Here is a 19,137-nt window from a genome sequence, read left to right on the forward strand (position 1 = left end):
ACCGGCTCAGCGCGCCCGATGCGCGAGGCCGAAGGTGAACATCAGGGCCAGCACCAGCACCAGTCCCTTGACGAAATCCTGCGCGTAATACGGCGCGTTGAGCATGGTCAGGCCGTTGAGCAACGAGGCCACCAGCAGCGCGCCGACCAGCGTGCCGAACGCGTTGGGCTTCTTCGCCCCGAGCACGGCAAAACCGATCAGCGCAGCGCCCAGCGCATCGAGCACCAGACCGTTGCCGGAGCTGACATCGCCGCGCCCCAACCGCGCCGCCAGCAGCAAGCCGCCCAGCGATGCGAGCAACGCCGAGAGCACATAAGCCAGCAACTTGAAGCGCTGCACTGGCGCACCGGCCAGACGCGCCGCCTGCTCGTTGCCGCCAATCGCATAGAACAACCGGCCGATGCGCGTGCGTTCGAGAAACAACCACACCGCCACCGCGACCACCGCCGTGATCAACACCGGAATCGGCACGATGTCCCACAGTCGCCCGCGACCCAGTGCCAGAAACACCGCACTGAACGATCCTTCGGCTTCGTCGCCATTGGGCAGGGTCATGCCCACCGCAATCGAGCGGCCGCCCGTGGGGATCAGTTGCACGCCGATCACCAGGAACATGCTGCCGAGCGTCGCGAGTATGTCCGGCACGCGCATCTTCACGATCAGCCAGCCGTTGAGCAGCCCGACCAGTGCGCCACCCGCCAGGCTGATCAGCACCGCCGGCACCGCGCCCCAGCCGAGCACCACCATCACGTAACTGGCGATCATCAGACTCATGGCCGCCACCGCGCCGATCGACAGATCCAGCCCGCCCACGGCCATGGTCAGCGTCACGCCCAACGCCAGCAGCGCGACAATCGACACCGACTGCAAGATGCTGAACAGGTTGCCAACCCGCAGGAACGCCGGTTCCGCGACACTGAAAAACACCACGATCAACGCCAGCACCCACAGCAGGCCGTAGCGGATCAGCGCTTGCACGAAGCGCTCGGACGGCGCCGGGGCGGATGACAACAGGGAACTCGAATCAGGCACTCGCTCTACTCCTTGGCGCGGCGTGAACAAAAGAATTTAGCGGGTCGCTGCCGGCCAGCGCGGCGACCAGGGTGGCGCGATCCAGCCCCGCGCGCGGGTACTCGGCCACCACCGCGTGATCGCGCACCAGCAGGATCCGGTCGGCGATCTCCAGCGCTTCATCGACGTCCGAGCAGATCACCAGCGTGGCGCGGCCAGCGGCGCTGTCGCGCAGCAACTGACCGATCTCGCGCCGGGCACGCACATCAACGCCCTGAAACGGCTCATCGAGGATCAACACCCGGCCCTCGCCGAGCAGCCAGCGACCGAGCACGACTTTCTGCTGATTGCCGCCGGACAACGCGCTCATCGGCACATCAATGCCGGCGGTCTTGATTCCCAGCGCGGCGACTTGCGCCTCCACCGCCGCCGCTTCGGCACGGTTGCGGATGAAACCGCCACGGGTGAAGCGTTCGAGAAAGGGCAAGGTCAGGGTTCGGCGCAATGAAAAATCCGCCACCAGCGATTGGCTCGCGCGATCCTCGGCGGCGAAGAACACACCGCTGTGGATCGCCTGGCGGGGCGAGCCCGGTTGCCACTCGATGCCATCCAGTTGCAGAGAGCCGGACAACGGTTTGCGCAGCCCGAACAGCACTTCGGCGATCTCGCTTTTGCCGGCGCCGAGCAACCCGGTCAGCACCACCACTTCGTTTTCGTGCAAGGACAAATCAAAGGCACGGGTGCGCGGCAGGACTTTCACGCCGCGCAGTTTCAGCACTTCGCGCCCCGCCGCTCGCGGTGTGTAGACGTGAGCCTCCAGCGCCTGACCAAGCATCGCCTCCAACGCCTCGGGCAATTGCCGGGCACTGAACTCACCCGCCAGTTGCCCGTCACGCAAGACCACGGCGCGGTCGGCCACCCGTTGCAGATCGGACAGGCGATGGGAGATGTACAGAATCGCCACACCACGGCTGCGCAAGGTGTCGATCAGCCCGAACAGGCGCTGCGCTTCGGCATCCGACAGGGCCGCCGTGGGCTCGTCGAGAATCAGCAGGCGCGGTTGCAGGGCGAAGGCGCGGGCCAGCACCACCAATTGCCGCTCGGCCTGGCCGAGGTGTTCGATCGGCTGCTCCAGCGGCAGCACCAGCCCGAGGCCGGCGGCGATGCTCGCAGCGCGCTCCAGCAGGCGTCTGCGATTGAGCCAGAAGTCGGCGTCAGGGCGGCACAGTTCATCGAGCAGCAGGTTTTCCGCCACGCTCAAACCGGGTGCGATGCCTTCGTTGATCTGCTGATGAACCGCGACGATGCCGAAACGACGCGCCGACAACGGCGAACTGAAATGCCGGGGCTGACCATCGATCCAGATCTCGCCGCCGTCGTGGGTCTGGCTGCCGGCGAGGATCTTCACCAGCGTCGATTTGCCCGCACCGTTGGCGCCGAGCAACGCCACCACTTCGGCGGGAAAAATATCCAGGCTGACCCGGTCCAGCGCCCGGTTCGAGCCAAAGGTCTTGCTCAGTTCACGTACACGAATCAGTGGCTCGGAGACCACGGCGACAGGCGCACCCATAAAATTCCTTAACGTCGATGAGCCAGCGAACGCACCAGTCGATCGCCCAGGCTTTGCACACCCTGGACGAGGATGACCAACACCACGACGGTGGCGACCATCACTTCATTGTTGAATCGTTGATAGCCGTAGCGGATCGCCAGATCGCCCAGTCCACCGCCCCCGATCACCCCGGCCATGGAAGAAAAACCGATCAGCATCACCAGCGTCAGGGTGATGCCCGCCAGCAAGGCCGGCAGCGCTTCGGGCAACAGCACTTTGAAAATCACGTGGCGGATGTCACCGCCCATGGCGAGGATCGCTTCGATCCGGCCCTTTTCGACCTCGTCGAGGGCGTTCTCGACGATCCGCGCAAAAAACGGAAAGGCGCCGATGGTGATCGGCACCACGGCGGCAGTGCTGCCCAACGTGGTGCCGACCACAAGGCGGGTCAGCGGGATCAGGGCAATCAGCATCACCACGAACGGCAGCGAACGACCGAGGTTGATCACCGCGCCCAAGGCCTGATTGAGTCTCGGCAACGGGTACAGACCCTGACGACGGCTGATGAACAGCAACACCCCCAGCGGCAAACCGATCAGCAAGGTGAACAGCCCGGCGAGTAGCACCATGTACAGGGTTTCGCCGGTAGCGTTGAGCACCAGTTGCAGGATTTCATTCCAGTCGATCACGCGGTTCATGAGTGGGCCGCCCGTACGCCGTATTGCCGCAGAAAACTCAAACCGGGCGCGTCATGCCCCAGCGGCAAGCCGCAACTGGGCCGCAGTGAGGCACCGAGTGAGGACTGTGGATCGGCCAGCAATCGAGCGACTGGCCCCGCCTCCACCAGTTTTCCGTTGGCCATGGACGCGGCGTGATCGCAGATCGACTTGACCACGTCCAGCTCGTGGGTGATCAGGACGATGGTCAAACCTAGCTGGCGGTTGATGTCGCGCAACAACTCCAGAATCGATGCGGTGGTTTCCGGGTCGAGGGCGCTGGTGGCTTCGTCCGACAGCAGATACGCCGGTCGTGCCGCCAGGGCCCGCGCAATGCCCACCCGCTGCTTCTGCCCGCCGGACAGTTGCGATGGAAAGGCTTCGGCCTTGTCGCCCAGGCCCACCAGATCCAGCAGCTCGCGAACCCGTTCATGGCGCTGTGGCTTGGCGACTTTGGCGATTTCCAGCGGCACCGCGACGTTGTCGAACACGTTGCGCGAATGCAGCAGGTTGAAGCCCTGAAAGATCATGCCGATGCGCTGACGCTGGCGGCGCAACTCACGGTCGGACAGCGCCGTGAGGTCTTCGCCGTCCAGCAGAATCCGCCCGGCATCCGGGCGTTCGAGCAGATTGAGGCAACGCAGCAGCGTCGATTTGCCCGCGCCGCTGCGTCCGAGAATCCCGTAGATCGCCCCATCGGGAATGCTCAGCGACACCTGATCCAGCGCCGGGCTCGACGCTGACGGATAGGTCTTGCTCAACTGCTCGACGACGATCATGGCTTGGCATCCGCCACCGGAATCACCGAGCCCTTGAAGTTCTCGGCGATGTATTTGGCGACTTGCGGCGAGGTCAGGTCCTTGGCCAATTGCTGGATGCGCGGATCGTTTTCCAGTTTCGGCGTGGTCACCAGAATGTTGGCGTAAGGGTTGTGCTCGGCCTTCTCCAGCCCCAGCGCATCCCTGGCCGGCACCAGCCCCGCTTCCAGCGCGTAGTTGCCGTTGATTACTGCCAGGTCCACGTCATCCAGCGCACGGGGCAGTTGCGGCGATTCGATTTCGAGGATCTTCAGGTGTTTCGGGTTTTCGGCGATGTCCTTGGGCGTTGCCTGATCGGCCGCCGGGTCATTGAAACCAGGCTTGAGCTTGATCAGGCCGTTGTCCTGCAACAGGTACAGCGCGCGGCTCAGGTTGGTGACATTGTTCGGCACCGCGACCGTGCCTTTGTCCGGCACCTGGGCGAAGGTTTTGTGGCGATGGGAATAGATGCCCAGTGGTTCGATGTGCACCGTGGCGGCCACCGCGAGCTTTTCGCCGAGGGCCTTTTCCTGGGATTGCAGGTACGGCAAATGCTGGAAGTAGTTGGCGTCCACATCGCCGTGCACCAGCAGTTCGTTGGAGTTCACGCCCTGCGGGATTTCGATCACCTTAAGGTTGAGCTGCGGATCGAGTTTCTGGATGTACGCCAGGATCTGCGCGTGGGGCACCGGGTCGGCGGCAACCCGCAATGGCTCCAGCGCTTGAGCACTGAACGAAGTCACCAGCGCGCCGAGGACGGCCAGGGTCAGGCCTGTTTTTTTCAACACTGCTTTTTTCAACACTGCTTTTTTCAACATGGGAAAGCGACCTTTTGCGAGTGATGGATCAGGCGTTGGCGGTCTTGCGAAGCGGTGTGCTGGTGTTCGACGCGTCGGCGTAAAAGCGCTGCGCGACATCGGGATGGGAGCGCAGTCGACCCTTCAGATAATTCCAGCCGACATCGCGGAACAGCGGATTGAGCGGATCACTCGCCGGGCCGCGCGCCTCACGCAACAGCGCCGTCGGCAAGGGATACAGCGGCACCACTGCATCCAGTTGCGCACCGAGGAAAAACGCGATGGACAAGCGCTCGCTGCCCACCGGCGGCGACACCACACGATGCACCGTGGCGCGCAGATAACCGTTGGTGGCCAGCTCCAGCAATTCGCCGATGTTCACCACCAAGGTGTTGTCCCGAGGCAGCGCATCGATCCAGCGCCCCTCTTCGATTTCCACTTGCAGGCCGGCCTGCTGGTCTTGCAGCAGGAAGCTGAGAAATCCCGAATCCTTGTGCGCGCCGACGCCCTGATTGCTCGCCGTCGAGGCTTGCCCCGGATAGCGCATCAGCTTGATGTGTTCGTTGGGTTTGTCGCCGTACAACCGGTCAAAAGCGTCTTCCGGCAAGGACAGCGCCTGAGCGAATGCGCGCAGCAGGCGCAGCGACATTTGGGTCATCGCCTGCTGCCAGTCGAGCAACAGCGGCTTGAGTTGCGGCAACGCCTCGGGCCATTGATTCGGCCCTTGCAGCCGCGCCCACAACGGACTGTCGGCGTTCAACGGCAAGACCTCACGCTCGGCGCCCAGATCGAATTGCTCACGCTGATCGGGCTGGCCACGGGTGATCTCGGAAGCGGCGCGGTTGTAGCCACGAAAGTGCGGCGAATTGATCATGCCGACAGCGGTTTTCTCGCTGTCAGGCAAGGCGAAGAACTGGCGCGCGTGGTCCTGCACTTGCTCGAGCAGGCCGGCGTCGATGCCATGACCGGTCAGGTAGAAAAAACCCACATCGCGGGCGGCATGGCGCAAGTCATCAAGAAATGCCTGGCGTTGCGACGGCGTACCGTCGAGCTGGGACAGGTCGAGGATGGGTAATGCGGTGATGTCTGAGGTGTGCGGCATGATTCACTCCCGTGTGAATCAAACCTGAAGAGTCCGTGATCGATTCAGCGTGTGCCGTCATGGCAATCGGGGGTCTGTCGGTTTGATGCTTTTGGTTCGTCTATGAAACAAAACTAAACGATATTAAAAACACCGAACAAATATCTTTTTTGCATTAGCTTAGGTCTGTCTGACTACGGGACTCAGCTGACCACCACGCCTTTCGGGCCGCTGGCGATAAGCGCCGCCCCACACGCAGTTTTCATCCCACCCAGCGCAATGGGCGTGCCATCGACGGTATAGGTGCTGCTGCCCCGGTGCGGAAATGAAGAAGTGAATATGAGCCGGGCGCTGGCCGTGTTTGCGCGAATCAGAATTGACCGCCCCCAACGAAAAAACCACCTGCGAACAGGTGGTTTGATCTGGCCGGCACACCCGATCACTCAGCGATCGGCATGCTGCTCCAGCATCGCATAGGCCTCGCCGGTGAAACGGTAGCTTTTGTCGGAATGAAACACGATGACGCCCTCCTCGCACAAACGCTTGAGCACTTCCCTGACGCTGATGAACTGAATGCCGCTGACAAATGCCTGCAGATACCCATGCACCCCGCGCCCGCCAACGGCGCGTCCTTCCCGTGTGGCAACCAGCAAGGCATCGATCACCTTGATCCGGATCAGGCTGGTGCGCAGCCCGTAATAATGCAGCAGCTCACGGATATGCTCGTTGGTGCTGCGCTCGAAATCGAAGGCTCGCTGGACTTTCGGGATCGGCAATGGCGTACCAGAGGAAGTCGATGCCGGGCTGGTTAACATTCGAATACTCCTTTCCTTGAAGGCTCTGTGATCAACCGCTGTGCGTAGCTCTATATAGAAGAAGGCGCACCCGACAGTGCGCCCCCGGATCAGAAGTCGACGGTCGCCGACAACTGCAACGTGCGTGGGTAGCCCGGGGAGAACGCGCCATAGGACGCCACACCCGACCAGTACTCGCGATCAAACACGTTCTGCACCGTGGCGCGGAATGTCGTTGGCCGACCCTCGATCTTGGTGGCGTAGCGAGCGCCGGCGTCGATGCGGGTCCAGGAAGGCAGTTCCTGGGTGTTGGCCTGATTGACGTATTGGCTGTCGGTGTAGATCGCGCCGCCGGTCAGGGTGAAACCTTCGACCCACGGTGTGTCCCACTCGGCCCAGAGGTTGGCCTGGACATCCGGCACGCCCACCGGTTTGTTGCCACGGTTGGCGGCGGTGGCCGAATCCGTCAGTTCGCCATCGAGCAAGGTCACGCCGCCCATCAGGCGGGTGCCCGGCGCGACTTCACCGAACATGCTCAGCTCGACACCACGGTTACGTTGTTCGGCTTGCACCGAGAACACGTTGCCGGCGCCGATTTCGCCGCTCGGCTTCTCGATCTGGAACAGCGCCAGGGTGGTCATGAACGTGCCGTGTTCGTACTTCACGCCGATTTCGTGCTGCCTGGACTTGTAGGGGGCGAAGGTTTCGCCGGAGTTTGCTGCAGTGCCCGGAGCGATATCACCTTTGCTCAGGCCTTCGACGTAGTTGTAGTACAGCGAAACGTCTTCCCACGGTTTAACCACCACGCCAGCCAACGGCGTCGTCGCGTTGTCGTCGTAACGGGAGCTGACCGCACCCGAAGCGTTGTAGTTACGCGATTCGATGTCCTGACGGCGCACGCCGAGGGTCAACTGGATCCGGTCATCGAGAAAGCCCAGGGTGTCGGTCAACGCGATGCCGGACAGTTCCGATTCGGAAACGCGCAGCACTTTCGGCGAGTTGATGTACTGCTTCGGCACGTCCACCGGGTGGTAGATGTTCGAGCGGATCTCTGTGCCGTTGTTGATGCCACGGGACAACTCGTCCTGATAACGGGTCGCCATGATCGTGGTCGTGTGGGTGACCGGGCCGGTGGCGAACAGCGCACGCATGCCCACGTCGGCCGTCGAACGGTCGACGTTGAATTTGTAGTAGCCGGGGATGTTGCTGGTGTCGCCGGCGTCGTTGAGGATTCGCGGCACCTGGTCGGACATGCGCTTGACGTCGGAGCGGCCACCGCCGGCGTGGGCGAATACCGTCAGATTATCGTTGAGGTCGTACTCGCCGCCGAGCAAGGCCGACTGCTCCTTGGTGTCCGACCAGCCCCAGTCCTGCGGCAGGTTGGTGCGGCCGTTGGGCGCCGATGGAATCTCGACGCCCGGTGCAATGGTGAACGGGCGCGACGCCGCCTCGAAGCTCTCTTTCTGGCTGATGAAATCCAGGTTCAGACGCAAGCGCTCGCCCTGGTAGTCGAGGGCGATGGCACCGATGTTGAGGTCCCTCTCCTGATCATCCACCGCAGTGTCGCCGCCCTGGAGGCTGCCATTGAAACGTACGCCGAACTGGTTTTCGTCACCGAAACGCCGACTGATGTCCAGGTGCCCGCCCACTTGCGAGTCCGACGCGTAACTGCCGGTGAAGCGGGTCAGGTCTTCGGCCAGCGGCCGTTTGGGTACGATGTTGATCACGCCGCCAACGCCACTGTTGGGCGAAATCCCGTACATCAGCGCGCCTGGACCCTTGAGCACTTCGACGCGCTCGGCGTATTCGGTGAACACGCGATAGTTGGGCGCAACGCCGTACACACCGTCATAGGCCAGCTCGCCGAGGTTGCCCTCGCCTATCGCAAATCCCCGGATGAAAAACGAATCGACGATCCCACCGGTCTGCCCGGTCGAGCGCACCGATGGGTCGCGCTCCAGTGCATCAGCCACGGTGACCGTTTGCAGATCCGCGAGGGTTTTGGCGGTGTAGCTGGTCACGCTGAACGGCGTGTCCATCACGTCTTTGTTGCCCATCATCCCCAGCCTTGCGCCTCGGGCGACCTGCCCTCCGGCGAGAACTTCCGGCAATGCGGTTGCGCCGTTGTAACGGGCGTTGACGTTGGTGGTGTCCAGCGTCAGCCCTTCCGTGGCGGCGGCGTCCTGTTGCTCGGGTTGCTTGGGGTCTGCTGCCCAGGCAGTGGCGCTTCCTGCGGCCAGGATAGAACTCAGCATCGCGGTGCGAATGGCCAGTGTGAGGGCGCGTTCACTGCAGGGTCGGCGTGCAACAGACATGACGATTGGGTCCTTCTCGAATGGCTGAAAATGGTAATGACTCCTATTTGCCAGTCGACAATCGAAAAAGTATCAGCGTGGCCGAATATTTTTTTGCGCGGATCGCCCGCAGGGGAAAACGCCGGAGGATGGGGCAGTGAAACCCACCCTCCGACGCCGATCAGTCATACAGGCAGTGCAGCGGGATGGAGACCACCGGCAGCGCGGGGTCGAACGCGTGGCGGGTGGTCTTGTACGGGAACAATTCGCCACGCTCGATGGTGGTGAAAATCTGCGCCACTTCGAACGCTTGTCCAGTTTGCCAGTGGCGCACACAAACCCGTGGGTCGGCGTAGTCGAGCTGGATGCACGGCACGCGTTTCAACCCCAGTGCCCGCGCTGCGTTGAACCGGTGGTTGCCGTCCATCACGATGCCCCGGGAACGCTCGACGATGATCGGTTCCAGCCAATGCCCGGCCTGGATGATCGCCTCGCGCAGACGTTGCACGTTGAGCGGATCGACCTGCTCGGATTGCCGCACGTCGCACAGCGCACGCAAGGCAATCTGGTAACCATGTCCCATGCTTCACCCCCGGTTTCAGCAGGCATCCGCGTTGACGTGCAGCGCGTACTGGCTGGCCATGTCCCGCAGGCGCTGGGCCTGTTCGATGAGCGGCAGATCGACCATTTCGCCGTCGACCTGCACCGCGTGACTGCCCCCGGCCACCGCGCTCAGGACCCGATCCGCCCACGCCAGTTGGCGGGCGTTGGGCAGGAAGGCTTTCTGCACCTTGGTGATTTGCGAAGGATGGATACACAGCTTGGCGCCGAACCCCAGCGACCGGGCGTAACGCGAGTCGCGCTCGACCACCTCCATGTCGCTGATGGCCGGGGTCACGCCATCGATTGGCGCCGGTAACCCGGCCACCCGCGAAGCCAGCACGATGCGATTGCGGGCGAACAGAAACGCTTCGGGAATCTGGCTGCAATCGATGTCCAGGGAAAAATCCAGCGAACCGAATGCCAGCCGCGCCAACCCGGGAATCGCCGCAATCGCCTCGACCTGATGCAAGCCCTTGGCGGTCTCGATGATGGCGACGATCTGCAGCTCTGGGTTCCATTCCAGCAGGTGCCCGACAACATGGGACAGGCTCTGCGGGCATTCGGCCTTGGGCAGGAAAATCCCCGCGCAGCGCTCGGGGTAGCGCATATCGCCCAGCCACGTCATGTCCTGGCGAAACAGCGAACTGCCGACGCTGTTCAGCCGGATGTAACGCCGGCAGGCGGTTTCAGGCGTGCTCTGTTGCCAGGCCCAGATCGACGCCCGGGCCACGGCTTTGCTGTTCGGATGAACGGCATCTTCGAGGTCGAGAATGATCGCGTCCGGCCCGGCGTCGACCGCTTTGGAAAAACGCTCCGGGCGGTTGCCGGGAACGAACAGGTAGCTGATGGGAAGCGTAGCGTTGGTGCTGTGACGAACAGTCATCGGGACTCTCCTGAGCGTGCTTCAGTCGTGGGTTTTCAAAAAAAATTCGAGCACCTGTTACAGGGGAAAAACCGGGTTGATTTCAGGCGCATTGAATCAATCGTCAACACCTTGAATAACAAGGCGTTAAGAGAATTTTTAATCAATACGCGAGCGCTTACTTGAGCATGCGAATAAGCGGCTTCGCACTCCCCTGTTGTGTGTGTTCATTCAAAAATATTTGAAAACCTTACTTGATAATCGTTCCCGTTCGCAATATTGTTCGAGCCGCTGACAGGGTCGAGACTCAAATCAAGACCTGCGATTTTGTTCACGGAAAGTTCGGCGCAATGATGTCATTTACATGTCAGGTACTGGCACTTCAAAAGGGACAAGGCCATATTTTATTGGCCTTCTCCTTGCCTGCCTGAGCCTTAAGGAGTGGGGTTCTCATGAAACAGATTTGTGAAAATTTTATGAAAGAACATGCCCCTTGTTTAATTCCAGAGCGGATCTGTCATCCGCCTCCACCTTTTTAAAAATTCGTATCTGACGAGCAGCAAGAACACGCAACATACATATGGCGATTATTTACGCCAGAGGTTTTCTATGCCTGAATTAATTGCGCCGCCCATTAAAGAAACAACTGTAGCTCAGTACACAAAAGTGCTGAAACCGTTACTCGACCCTATTATCGAAAACCTTCTTCAACATTCACCGGGAAAACTTGTTGAGCTTGTTAAACAACACGGATCGCCGCTGAATCTGGTGTGGCCACATGCCTTTGAGGCCAACGCCCAAGCGCTGCAATCGGTGCTGAAGAAGCACAACGTTGACTACGCGATTTTCTACGGCGCCAAAGCCAACAAGTCCCAGTGCCTGCTGGCTGCGGCTGCGTCGTCAGGCATCGGCACTGACGTATCGAGCCTGTTTGAACTGCAAGCTGCGCTGCGCGCCGGGACCGAAGCGGAACATCTGTGCGCAACCGGGCCGGCGAAGACGACCGCGTTTCATCAAGCGCTGGTGCAAGGCGGTTCGCTGATTTGTGTGGATTCACGGGAAGAGTTCAGCCAGCTCAAAGCACTGCTCGACACTACGCCGGCACCGGCCAAAGCCCGAGTTCTACTGCGTTACAGGCCGACAAGTTGCCTGGCGAGCCGCTTCGGCATGGGCGCCGATGACGTGTTTCAGTGCCTGCAATGGCTGACGGAACATCGGGAGTCGTTGCACTTCGAAGGTTTCCATTTCCACCTCGGCGGATACGGCTACGAAACCCGAGTACAGGCCTTCCGTGAAGTGACCGGGTTCTTCGATGCCGCCAGGGAAATGGGCCTCGACCCGGTCATGATTGACATCGGTGGTGGCCTGCCGATGCGCTATGTCGACCCACGGCAGTACGACAGTTTTTTGCAGAACGACAACAACCCTGGTCATTATCAGAACCGTCGAGTACCCCACTCTTATTACCCTTATGGCAGCAGTCTGACGGCTTGCCAGTGGTTGGACTTATTCCTGGCGTCGGAGCATTCCCCGGAAAAAACCATTGCCAGTTACTTGAAGAGTCAGAATATAAAACTGGCACTGGAGCCCGGCCGAAGTCTGGTGGATCAAGCGGCGATCACCGTCTTTCGCGTAACGCGCACCAAACAATTGGCCGACAACAAAGTTGTGATATTCGCCGAAGGCAGCAGTTTCAGCGCGTGCGAAACCTGGTTCTCGTCTGAATACCTTGTCGATCCAATCCTGATCACTTCGAAAGAATCAAGACAAGTTCCAATGCAAGCCTACATCGCCGGGCATAGTTGCCTGGACGATGATGTGATTACTCATCGATTGATCAACTTTGAAACAACACCGCAAACCGGCGATTTATTGATCTATGCCAATACCGCCGGTTATCAGATGGACTTGCTGGAAAACGAATTTCATCGTCACCCGTTGCCACGGCGACTGATGGCGACTTGTTGTACGGAAGGTAACTACGCATTCACACCTGACTATTAAGGGAAGACGTCCAGATGATACTGAATAAAGTTTCGGATCTTATTGGCAATACACCAATGTTGGGCATTGATGTTCCGGATAGCAACGCTCGACTTTTGCTCAAGATAGAGAAGAACAACCCCGGCGGCAGCATTAAAGACCGTATGGCGCGCAACATGGTATTGGCGGCGCTCAAGTCCGGAAAGTTGAAACCCGGTGGTGTGGTCGTGGAGTCGTCCTCCGGCAATACCGGCATCGGCCTGGCGATGGCAGCCGTGGAGTTCGACCTGCATTTCATTGCGGTGGTCGATCACCATGCAGCGCAGGACAAGATCGCGGTGATGAAGGCTCTGGGCGCCGAAATCCGTTTTGTCGCCGGCACTTACCGCGAAGACGAAGTGGCCGTGGTCGAGCGTCAACGGTTGGCGGCCGAACTGGCTTCGCAGATCCCCGGCGCGGTGTTCATGAACCAGTCCGACAACGCGGCCAACGCTGGCGGCTACAGCGATTTTGTGCGTGAAACCATCGCCCAGGCCGGTGGCCACATTGGCGCCTACGTCGGTTGCGTCGGCACCGGCGGCTCGATGACCGGCATTGCCCGTGGCCTGAAACTGCACAACCCGGACATCGTTACCGTCGCCGTCGAACCGGCCGGTTCCATCGTCTTCGGCCATCCCGGCTATCCCTATTACCAATCGGGAACCGGCACGCCTGCCGGCGACACCGTCGGTCTGGTGCTCGACTATAGCTGCATCGACCTGGGCTTGCAGGTCACCGATTCCCAGGCCTTCGAAACCGCCCGCTACATCGCGCGCAACCTGGCACTGCTGGTCGGCGGATCCACCGGCGGAGCGATCTTCAAGGCGCTGGAGCTGATTCACAAAGGCACGTTGACCGGCAACGTTGTGGTGCCGATTGCCGACGGCGGCGAGAAGTACTTGCACACCGTGTTCGACGACAAATGGCTGCAAGAGCGGGATCTGCTGGACCCGGACGTCGCACCGCAACTGGATCGCTGGCTGGGCAAGACCCGCTGGCTGGAATCCGACGCTACTTCCTTGCAATTGAGCGTCGCCTGACGCGTCTCCCACACAGGAAAGTCTCTGTATGAAACCGCTGAAAGTCGCCATCTGCGGCGCAGGCCGGACCGGGCATCTGAATGCCATCCTGTTTAAACAGTTGCCCAATGTTCACGTTTCGATACTCACCAATAATCAAGAGGTGGTTGATCGTCACCTCGCCAATCTGCCGATGCTGGCGCTGATGCCGGACGGCTCGACGCTGAGCGCGCGACCGGACCAGGTCAGCAGCGATGCGAGTGTTGCAGTTGCCGACGCTGACATCGTGATCATCACGGTTCCGGCCCACGCACGACCGCAGACCCTGCAAGCCATCGCACCGCATTTGAGTTCAGGCAAACCGGTGTACGTCGGCGCGATCCCGGGTTTCTGCGGTTTCGACTGGCTGGCGCAAGCCACGCTGGGCGAACGTTCGAACGTGGTGATCTGGGGCATGAAGGATGTGCCGCACACCGCGTTCGATCTGAAGCCAGGGGTGTCGGTCAAGATGGGCGGCGGCAAGAGCCAGTTGTATGTCGCGTTGCACGACCGCGAATCAGCGCAATCACGGCTGCACCTGGAAAAAATCCTCACCACGCTTTATGGCCCCTGCGTGACGATGCTCGACCACTACCTGGAAATCACCCTGACACCGGGCAATCCGATCATGCACAGCTCGGTGATCTACGGTTTGATCGGTCCTTACGGCCAATGGCATCGCAAGATCTTCCCGCAACGAATGTGCTGGTGGACCGAATGCCCCGAGCTGGGCGCCTATTTTCTGGAGCGCATGGATCAGGAAAGTCAGGAACTGTGCAGCGTGATCAGCCAGCGCATGGGCATCGACCTGTCATCGGTCAAATCCCTCAAGCAGGAAATCGTCGAGGCCTATGGCGAGCAGATCCGCGATCAGAGCAGCATGCTGTCGATCCTGCGCACCAACCAGGCCTACAACGACATCCTCGCGCCAATGATTCCGGCCGACGACAACCGCGCCGGCTACGTGATCGAGCGCGAAAGCCGCGCCTTCAACGAAGACGTTGCCTACGGCCTCGTGCTGCTGGTGGAAATGGCCCGGCGCTTCGAACTGAAAGTCCCCTACATCGAAGAAGTCCTGCAATGGAGCGTTTCCTACATGCAGGGCCTGCGCGACTCGGCGCTCGACTACTTCCCCAGCCAATGGCCGCGCACCGCGTGAGCGGGTTCAACTTTTCATTAATTTCTCGACGAGCAGATAGCTGATATGGATGACTTCAAGACACTCATCGCCTACTCCCGCAAGAACGCCCTGCGACGGATGATCCGTTGCCTGTTTGCCGAAAACATTCTGGATCGCGCGGGCCTGCGCTTCTCTGAGGCCGGTAACGAGGCCACGTACGCGCTGAAAGACGGACGTTCCCATGTGTTCTTTTCCAACATCGCCAAGGGCCCGGCCGATACCGTGGTCAATGACGGCGACGTGATCCTGATGACCGATGAAGGCGTACGCCAGGTGATCTACACCCATCATGACCTGCTGGATGTGCTGCGCGACAGCTTCGATTTCGAACCCACCGATGAAGGCATCGCCGGGCTCAAGTCAGACATGGAAAACAGCCTGATGAACGACGCCCACGCGCGTCAGCATCGCCAGCAATGGAACGCTCGACTGGCCGCCGCCGCCCGGGAACAGGGCCTCGACAGCCTGACCGATTACCTGCGCCAGCACGCCAGCACCAAGGACGCCGCGATCCTTCTCGACCAGTGGGGCTCGCTGGAAGGTCACCCCTACTATCCGACCTGGAAAGCGCGACCGGGCCTCAGCGATGAGGAAGTCGAGCAACTGTCACCGGAGTTCAACGCCCAGGTGCCGCTGCGCATTGCCGCGCTGCGGGCCGACATGGCGAAAAGCGAAAGCATGCCTCACGTCAGCGATTACCACAGCTGGTTCGCCAGTAACTTCCCAACGCAATGGGCGCAATGGAAGGCGTCGCTCAACGACAAGGGCCTGGACGAATCCCAGTGGTTGCCGCTACCGATTCACTCATGGCATTTGCAGGCTTACGTGCTGAAAAACTTTGCGGCGGAAATTGCAGAAGGCATTCTCATCACCGACGGTCCGGACATCCAGACCCTGCCGACCATGTCCTACCGCACGATGATGCCGGTGCTCAAGGAGAGCGCGCCGCTGATCAAGTTGCCGATTGCCGTGTGGATGACCAGCGAACTGCGCAGCCTGCAAGCCAAGTCGATTCACATGGGGCCACGCATCAGCACCGTCATCACGAAGATCCTCGAGGTCGAAAACGGTTTCGAGCAACGCCTGGAAATCTTCCCGGAGGAGATCGGCGTGCGTTACAAGCACGCGATCACTCAGGACGACCATCCCGGCCGGCATCTGTCGGTGGTGTTCCGTGCCAGCCAGCAAGCGTTCGAGCGTAACGACGATTGTCTGCCGATCACCGTGGCTTCTCTGTTCACTCGCTTGCCGGGCAACGGTCGACCACTGTTCACCGAGCTGATCGAGCGCGACGGCGTTCGGGCCAATGCCGCTCAGGTGGAAGACTGGTTCCGTCAGTACGCCAAAGTGGTCACTCATCCGGTAGTGGCGATCTACCTGATGTACGGGATCGGGCTCGAAGCACACCAGCAGAACACGATGGTGCTGTTTTCCCCGGATGGCAAAGCACGTAGTCTGCTGATCCGCGATTTCGGCGATGGCAGGACCTATGCGCCATTATTGGAGGGACGCGGCTACACCCTGCAACCGCATGTGCAGCCGGGCATTCTGCCAACGGTGTTCGAGGGCGATATCGAGCCGGTGCGCATGTTCGTGCTCGACGCAGCCTTCCTCACGCACCTGCATGAAATGGCCCTGTGGCTGACCAAGGAGTACGCGCTGGACAACAACCGGATGTGGGGCATTCTGCGTGAAGAAACCGAGCAGGCGTTCGCAGCGGTGCGCGAGCGTGTCGCGCCGGATCTATGGGAAGTCGAACGCAAGGCCTTCCTCAATGATCCATGGCCGACCCGTTCGTTGCTGCGCATGCACATGATGCAGTATTCCAACTACCGGATTCAGCACACGCTGACCAACCCGCTCAATGTCGTTCAATAACCGAGGCTGACTCATGACCCAAGCAGGTGCCATCGCGGGTTCGCGCGTTAGAGTCCTGATTTATCTTCTGTTCGCGATCCAGCTTATTTCGATGGGCGCGATGGAAATGAGCGGGCCATTCTGGCCTGTCCACCTGCGCGGGCTGACCTCGTCAGACTCGCTTTTCAGCTTCGCCAGCATCGCCGTGTACGTCGGGCCGATGCTGGGCATTATTCTGACCAGCGCATTCTGGGGCCGTATCGGCGACCGCTACGGCCACAAGTTGATGATGATCCGCGCCCTCGCCGGCCTGTCATTGACCCAGCTTGGGCTGGCCCTGTGCAGTGACATCTGGGTGATCCTGATCCTGCGCTTCCTGCAAGGCGCCTTCGCCGGCTACATCGCCCCGGCCCAGGCGTATGGCGTGAGCATTGAAGCACCTTCGCGGCGGGCACGGCTGTTCGCGATCCTGCAGATCTCCACCAACGTCGGCTCGTTGCTCGGCGCAGTGGTCGGCGGACTGATCCTCGATTACGCGACATTCTTCTGGATCAACATGATCGCCGCTGTGTTATGCGCCATCTGCACCGTGGTCGCAGCCGTGACGTTGCCGGATGTACCGCCAGTGAAGAAAGCGCCGGTCGCTGATAAAGCGGCTCCTGCCAGCCATAACACCAGCGTCTGGCAAGGCACGCCCCTGCTGTCGCTGCTGGGCGTCATGGGCATCCTGCTGCTGGCGCGGATGCTGCCGCAGACGTCGTTCTCGCTGTATGTCAGTTCGGTGTTCGAGGTCAGCAACTCGGTGGTCGGGCTGTGTTATGGCTTGCTGGCGCTGGGTTTCATTCTGTCGGCAACCGCATGGTCGCGTTACTTCGAGCACCGTACCCAGCAAGACACCCTGCAACGCATCACTTATGTCGTCCTCGGCTGTATTGCGCTGACGGCCCTTGCCGGCTACACGCGCAACCCGATCGTGTTCGTCGGTGCCTATTTCATCTGGGGCGTATTGCTGGGGGCCACCACGCCGGTGCTGATGGCCCTGATTTCCAAAACCGCCGACAGCTCGCGCCAGGGCTACGTGCTGGGCATTGCCCAAAGCACTGCGCAATTCGCGTCCATCGCCGGCATTTCGGCCGGTGGGTTACTCAGCCAGGTCTATGGTTTGCAGTACACCTACCTGTTTGTCTGCCTCGCCTACATGCTCGCGCTGATGCCCATCGTTGCCTTGCGTTACCGGCCGATGGTCATGCAACCGAGCCAGATGCCGCCGGGCGACTGACCAAGGAGTTTTCGTTGAACATTGAACAACTGCGCGCCGACACCCTTGGTGTCGAGCAACTGATTCACTTCAACAATGCGGGCGCGGCGCTGATGCCCAATCCAGTCATCGAAGCGGTGACCCGTCACTTGCAACTTGAAACCCGGATCGGCGGTTACGAAGCCGCCGGGCAACAGGCCCGGGAAGTGGAAGACGTTTACGACGCCATCGGTCAACTGATCAACGCGCGTCCCGAAGAAATCGCGGTGATTGAAAACGCGACCCGCGCCTGGGACATGGCCTTCTATTCATTGCCGCTGCGGCCCGGTGATGTGGTGCTGACGTCGACCACCGAATACGCCGGCAACTACATTCCCTACCTGCAACTCAAGCAACAGCGCGGCATCGAGATCAGGGTGATTCCCAACGATGAACAGGGCCAGGTGTCATTGCCGGCGCTGCGGGACATGCTCGGCGATGACCGGGTTGCCCTGGTGTCGCTGCCGGTGATCGCCACCAACGGTGGCCCGGTGCAACCTATCGAGCAGATCGGCGCCCTCGCCCGCGCGGCCGGGGTTCTGTTTCTGCTGGATGCCTGCCAGGGCGTCGGGCAGATGCCGATCGATGTGCAGAAAATCGGCTGTCATATGCTGGCGGCCACCAGCCGCAAATACCTTCGTGGCCCTCGGGGCATGGGGTTTCTCTACGTCGAAAAGACTTTGTGCGAAAACCTTGAGCCAGCGTTTCTCGACCTGCATGCGGCTTCATTGCTGACACCGGACACCTTCAAAATTCGTGGCGATGCCCGGCGCTTCGAAAACTGGGAATGCAACGTCGCGGCGAAACTCGGCATGGGCGCGGCGGCCCATTACGCACTGGCGCAAGGTATCGAACCGATGTGGCAGCGCATTCAACGATTGTCGGCACACCTGCGCAATCGCCTGGCTGACGTGCCGGGTGTTACGTCGCAGGATCGGGGCGCAGTCAAGTCAGGCATCGTCACCTTCACCTGCCAGGACGCCAGTGCCGCGCAAGTCCAGGCATGGCTGGCGGCGCAGGACAAACGCATCAACGTCACCACCTCGACTTTCCGCTCGACGCTGCTCGACATGCAGCAGCGGGACCTGCTGGAAGTCAGCCGGGCATCACTGCACGCCTACAACACCGAGGCGGAAATCGATGCCATGGCGGACGCGTTGATGAGAATGCCACGCGCCTGAAAACGGATACGAATCGCGCTTGCGTCGCAGGCTCT

16 protein-coding genes and 2 pseudogenes are annotated in these 19,137 nt (G+C 60.7%); 6 read left to right on the forward strand and 12 right to left on the reverse strand.

The window, feature by feature from the left end:
* Positions 1-6: 6 nt before the first annotated feature.
* The 12 genes and pseudogenes from ACTJK9_RS02070 to ACTJK9_RS02125 all read right to left on the reverse strand — a co-directional run bounded on the left by ACTJK9_RS02070 (position 7) and on the right by ACTJK9_RS02125 (position 10,528).
* Positions 7-1,032: an ABC transporter permease gene (locus ACTJK9_RS02070; RefSeq protein WP_221533448.1), complete on the reverse strand. Its 1,026-nt coding sequence runs from the start codon at positions 1,030-1,032 to the stop codon at positions 7-9.
* Positions 1,025-2,581, reverse strand: coding sequence for a sugar ABC transporter ATP-binding protein (locus tag ACTJK9_RS02075; protein ID WP_440811731.1), 1,557 nt, complete (start codon positions 2,579-2,581; stop codon positions 1,025-1,027). Before ACTJK9_RS02075 ends, ACTJK9_RS02070 begins: the two co-directional genes overlap by 8 nt.
* Positions 2,582-2,589: 8 nt before the next feature.
* Complete coding sequence (locus tag ACTJK9_RS02080; protein WP_074690781.1) at positions 2,590-3,261, reverse strand: methionine ABC transporter permease; 672 nt, start codon at positions 3,259-3,261, stop codon at positions 2,590-2,592.
* Positions 3,258-4,058 (reverse strand): methionine ABC transporter ATP-binding protein, encoded by an 801-nt coding sequence (locus ACTJK9_RS02085; RefSeq protein ID WP_221399485.1) that lies wholly within the window; start codon positions 4,056-4,058, stop codon positions 3,258-3,260. Before ACTJK9_RS02085 ends, ACTJK9_RS02080 begins: the two co-directional genes overlap by 4 nt.
* Positions 4,055-4,864: a MetQ/NlpA family ABC transporter substrate-binding protein gene (locus ACTJK9_RS02090; protein ID WP_440811859.1), complete on the reverse strand. Its 810-nt coding sequence runs from the start codon at positions 4,862-4,864 to the stop codon at positions 4,055-4,057. The genes ACTJK9_RS02085 and ACTJK9_RS02090 overlap by 4 nt, the downstream gene beginning before the upstream one ends.
* A gap of 58 nt (positions 4,865-4,922) precedes the next feature.
* Positions 4,923-5,975, reverse strand: coding sequence for an isopenicillin N synthase family dioxygenase (locus tag ACTJK9_RS02095; protein WP_440811735.1), 1,053 nt, complete (start codon positions 5,973-5,975; stop codon positions 4,923-4,925).
* A gap of 182 nt (positions 5,976-6,157) precedes the next feature.
* A pseudogene (locus ACTJK9_RS02100) lies at positions 6,158-6,268 on the reverse strand (PAAR domain-containing protein); the annotation flags it as partial.
* A pseudogene (locus ACTJK9_RS02105) lies at positions 6,255-6,386 on the reverse strand (dioxygenase family protein); the annotation flags it as partial. The pseudogenes ACTJK9_RS02105 and ACTJK9_RS02100, both read right to left, overlap by 14 nt.
* 11 nt (positions 6,387-6,397) lie before the next feature.
* Complete coding sequence (locus ACTJK9_RS02110; protein WP_440811738.1) at positions 6,398-6,769, reverse strand: fe2+ zn2+ uptake regulation protein; 372 nt, start codon at positions 6,767-6,769, stop codon at positions 6,398-6,400.
* Between the two features lie 89 nt (positions 6,770-6,858).
* Positions 6,859-9,063, reverse strand: coding sequence for a TonB-dependent receptor (locus tag ACTJK9_RS02115; RefSeq protein ID WP_085611882.1), 2,205 nt, complete (start codon positions 9,061-9,063; stop codon positions 6,859-6,861).
* A gap of 160 nt (positions 9,064-9,223) precedes the next feature.
* Positions 9,224-9,625 (reverse strand): ParB N-terminal domain-containing protein, encoded by a 402-nt coding sequence (locus tag ACTJK9_RS02120; protein ID WP_039771147.1) that lies wholly within the window; start codon positions 9,623-9,625, stop codon positions 9,224-9,226.
* Between the two features lie 15 nt (positions 9,626-9,640).
* On the reverse strand, positions 9,641-10,528 hold the full coding sequence (locus ACTJK9_RS02125; RefSeq protein WP_440811741.1) for an HpcH/HpaI aldolase/citrate lyase family protein: 888 nt from the start codon (positions 10,526-10,528) through the stop codon (positions 9,641-9,643).
* 588 nt (positions 10,529-11,116) lie between these two features.
* Between ACTJK9_RS02125 and ACTJK9_RS02130 the strand changes: the two genes are divergently transcribed.
* From ACTJK9_RS02130 to ACTJK9_RS02155, 6 genes are read left to right on the forward strand one after another with little or no spacing between them, the layout of a single operon-like run.
* Positions 11,117-12,511, forward strand: a complete 1,395-nt coding sequence (locus ACTJK9_RS02130; protein ID WP_440811743.1) for a Y4yA family PLP-dependent enzyme — start codon at positions 11,117-11,119, stop codon at positions 12,509-12,511.
* 14 nt (positions 12,512-12,525) lie between these two features.
* On the forward strand, positions 12,526-13,569 hold the full coding sequence (locus ACTJK9_RS02135; RefSeq protein WP_440811746.1) for a PLP-dependent cysteine synthase family protein: 1,044 nt from the start codon (positions 12,526-12,528) through the stop codon (positions 13,567-13,569).
* Between the two features lie 28 nt (positions 13,570-13,597).
* Positions 13,598-14,746, forward strand: coding sequence for an NAD/NADP-dependent octopine/nopaline dehydrogenase family protein (locus ACTJK9_RS02140; RefSeq protein ID WP_221399480.1), 1,149 nt, complete (start codon positions 13,598-13,600; stop codon positions 14,744-14,746).
* A gap of 45 nt (positions 14,747-14,791) precedes the next feature.
* Positions 14,792-16,645 carry an IucA/IucC family protein gene (locus ACTJK9_RS02145; RefSeq protein WP_440811748.1) on the forward strand — a complete coding sequence of 618 codons (1,854 nt, stop codon included), beginning with the start codon at positions 14,792-14,794 and terminating at the stop codon, positions 16,643-16,645.
* 13 nt (positions 16,646-16,658) lie between these two features.
* Complete coding sequence (locus ACTJK9_RS02150; RefSeq protein ID WP_074690762.1) at positions 16,659-17,903, forward strand: MFS transporter; 1,245 nt, start codon at positions 16,659-16,661, stop codon at positions 17,901-17,903.
* A gap of 14 nt (positions 17,904-17,917) precedes the next feature.
* Entirely contained in the window at positions 17,918-19,102 is a 1,185-nt protein-coding gene (locus ACTJK9_RS02155) for an aminotransferase class V-fold PLP-dependent enzyme (RefSeq protein WP_440811750.1), read from the forward strand.
* The last annotated feature ends 35 nt before the right edge of the window (positions 19,103-19,137 follow it).

Origin of the sequence: Pseudomonas sp. 22082 (assembly GCF_052046055.1) — a bacterium.
In the GTDB taxonomy this organism is placed as follows: Bacteria; Pseudomonadota; Gammaproteobacteria; order Pseudomonadales; family Pseudomonadaceae; genus Aquipseudomonas; species Aquipseudomonas pharyngis.

What these genes read in the sequence shown, in the direction of transcription:
- ACTJK9_RS02075 (WP_440811731.1), bottom strand. Translation starts at nt 2,581, where the DNA reads ATGGGTGCGCCTGTCGCCGTGGTCTCCGAGCCACTGATTCGTGTACGT.
- ACTJK9_RS02135 (WP_440811746.1), top strand. Translation starts at nt 12,526, where the DNA reads ATGATACTGAATAAAGTTTCGGATCTTATTGGCAATACACCAATGTTG.
- ACTJK9_RS02150 (WP_074690762.1), top strand. Translation starts at nt 16,659, where the DNA reads ATGACCCAAGCAGGTGCCATCGCGGGTTCGCGCGTTAGAGTCCTGATT.
- ACTJK9_RS02110 (WP_440811738.1), bottom strand. Translation starts at nt 6,769, where the DNA reads ATGTTAACCAGCCCGGCATCGACTTCCTCTGGTACGCCATTGCCGATC.
- ACTJK9_RS02125 (WP_440811741.1), bottom strand. Translation starts at nt 10,528, where the DNA reads ATGACTGTTCGTCACAGCACCAACGCTACGCTTCCCATCAGCTACCTG.
- ACTJK9_RS02130 (WP_440811743.1), top strand. Translation starts at nt 11,117, where the DNA reads ATGCCTGAATTAATTGCGCCGCCCATTAAAGAAACAACTGTAGCTCAG.
- ACTJK9_RS02120 (WP_039771147.1), bottom strand. Translation starts at nt 9,625, where the DNA reads ATGGGACATGGTTACCAGATTGCCTTGCGTGCGCTGTGCGACGTGCGG.
- ACTJK9_RS02085 (WP_221399485.1), bottom strand. Translation starts at nt 4,058, where the DNA reads ATGATCGTCGTCGAGCAGTTGAGCAAGACCTATCCGTCAGCGTCGAGC.
- ACTJK9_RS02145 (WP_440811748.1), top strand. Translation starts at nt 14,792, where the DNA reads ATGGATGACTTCAAGACACTCATCGCCTACTCCCGCAAGAACGCCCTG.
- ACTJK9_RS02115 (WP_085611882.1), bottom strand. Translation starts at nt 9,063, where the DNA reads ATGTCTGTTGCACGCCGACCCTGCAGTGAACGCGCCCTCACACTGGCC.
- ACTJK9_RS02140 (WP_221399480.1), top strand. Translation starts at nt 13,598, where the DNA reads ATGAAACCGCTGAAAGTCGCCATCTGCGGCGCAGGCCGGACCGGGCAT.
- ACTJK9_RS02080 (WP_074690781.1), bottom strand. Translation starts at nt 3,261, where the DNA reads ATGAACCGCGTGATCGACTGGAATGAAATCCTGCAACTGGTGCTCAAC.
- ACTJK9_RS02095 (WP_440811735.1), bottom strand. Translation starts at nt 5,975, where the DNA reads ATGCCGCACACCTCAGACATCACCGCATTACCCATCCTCGACCTGTCC.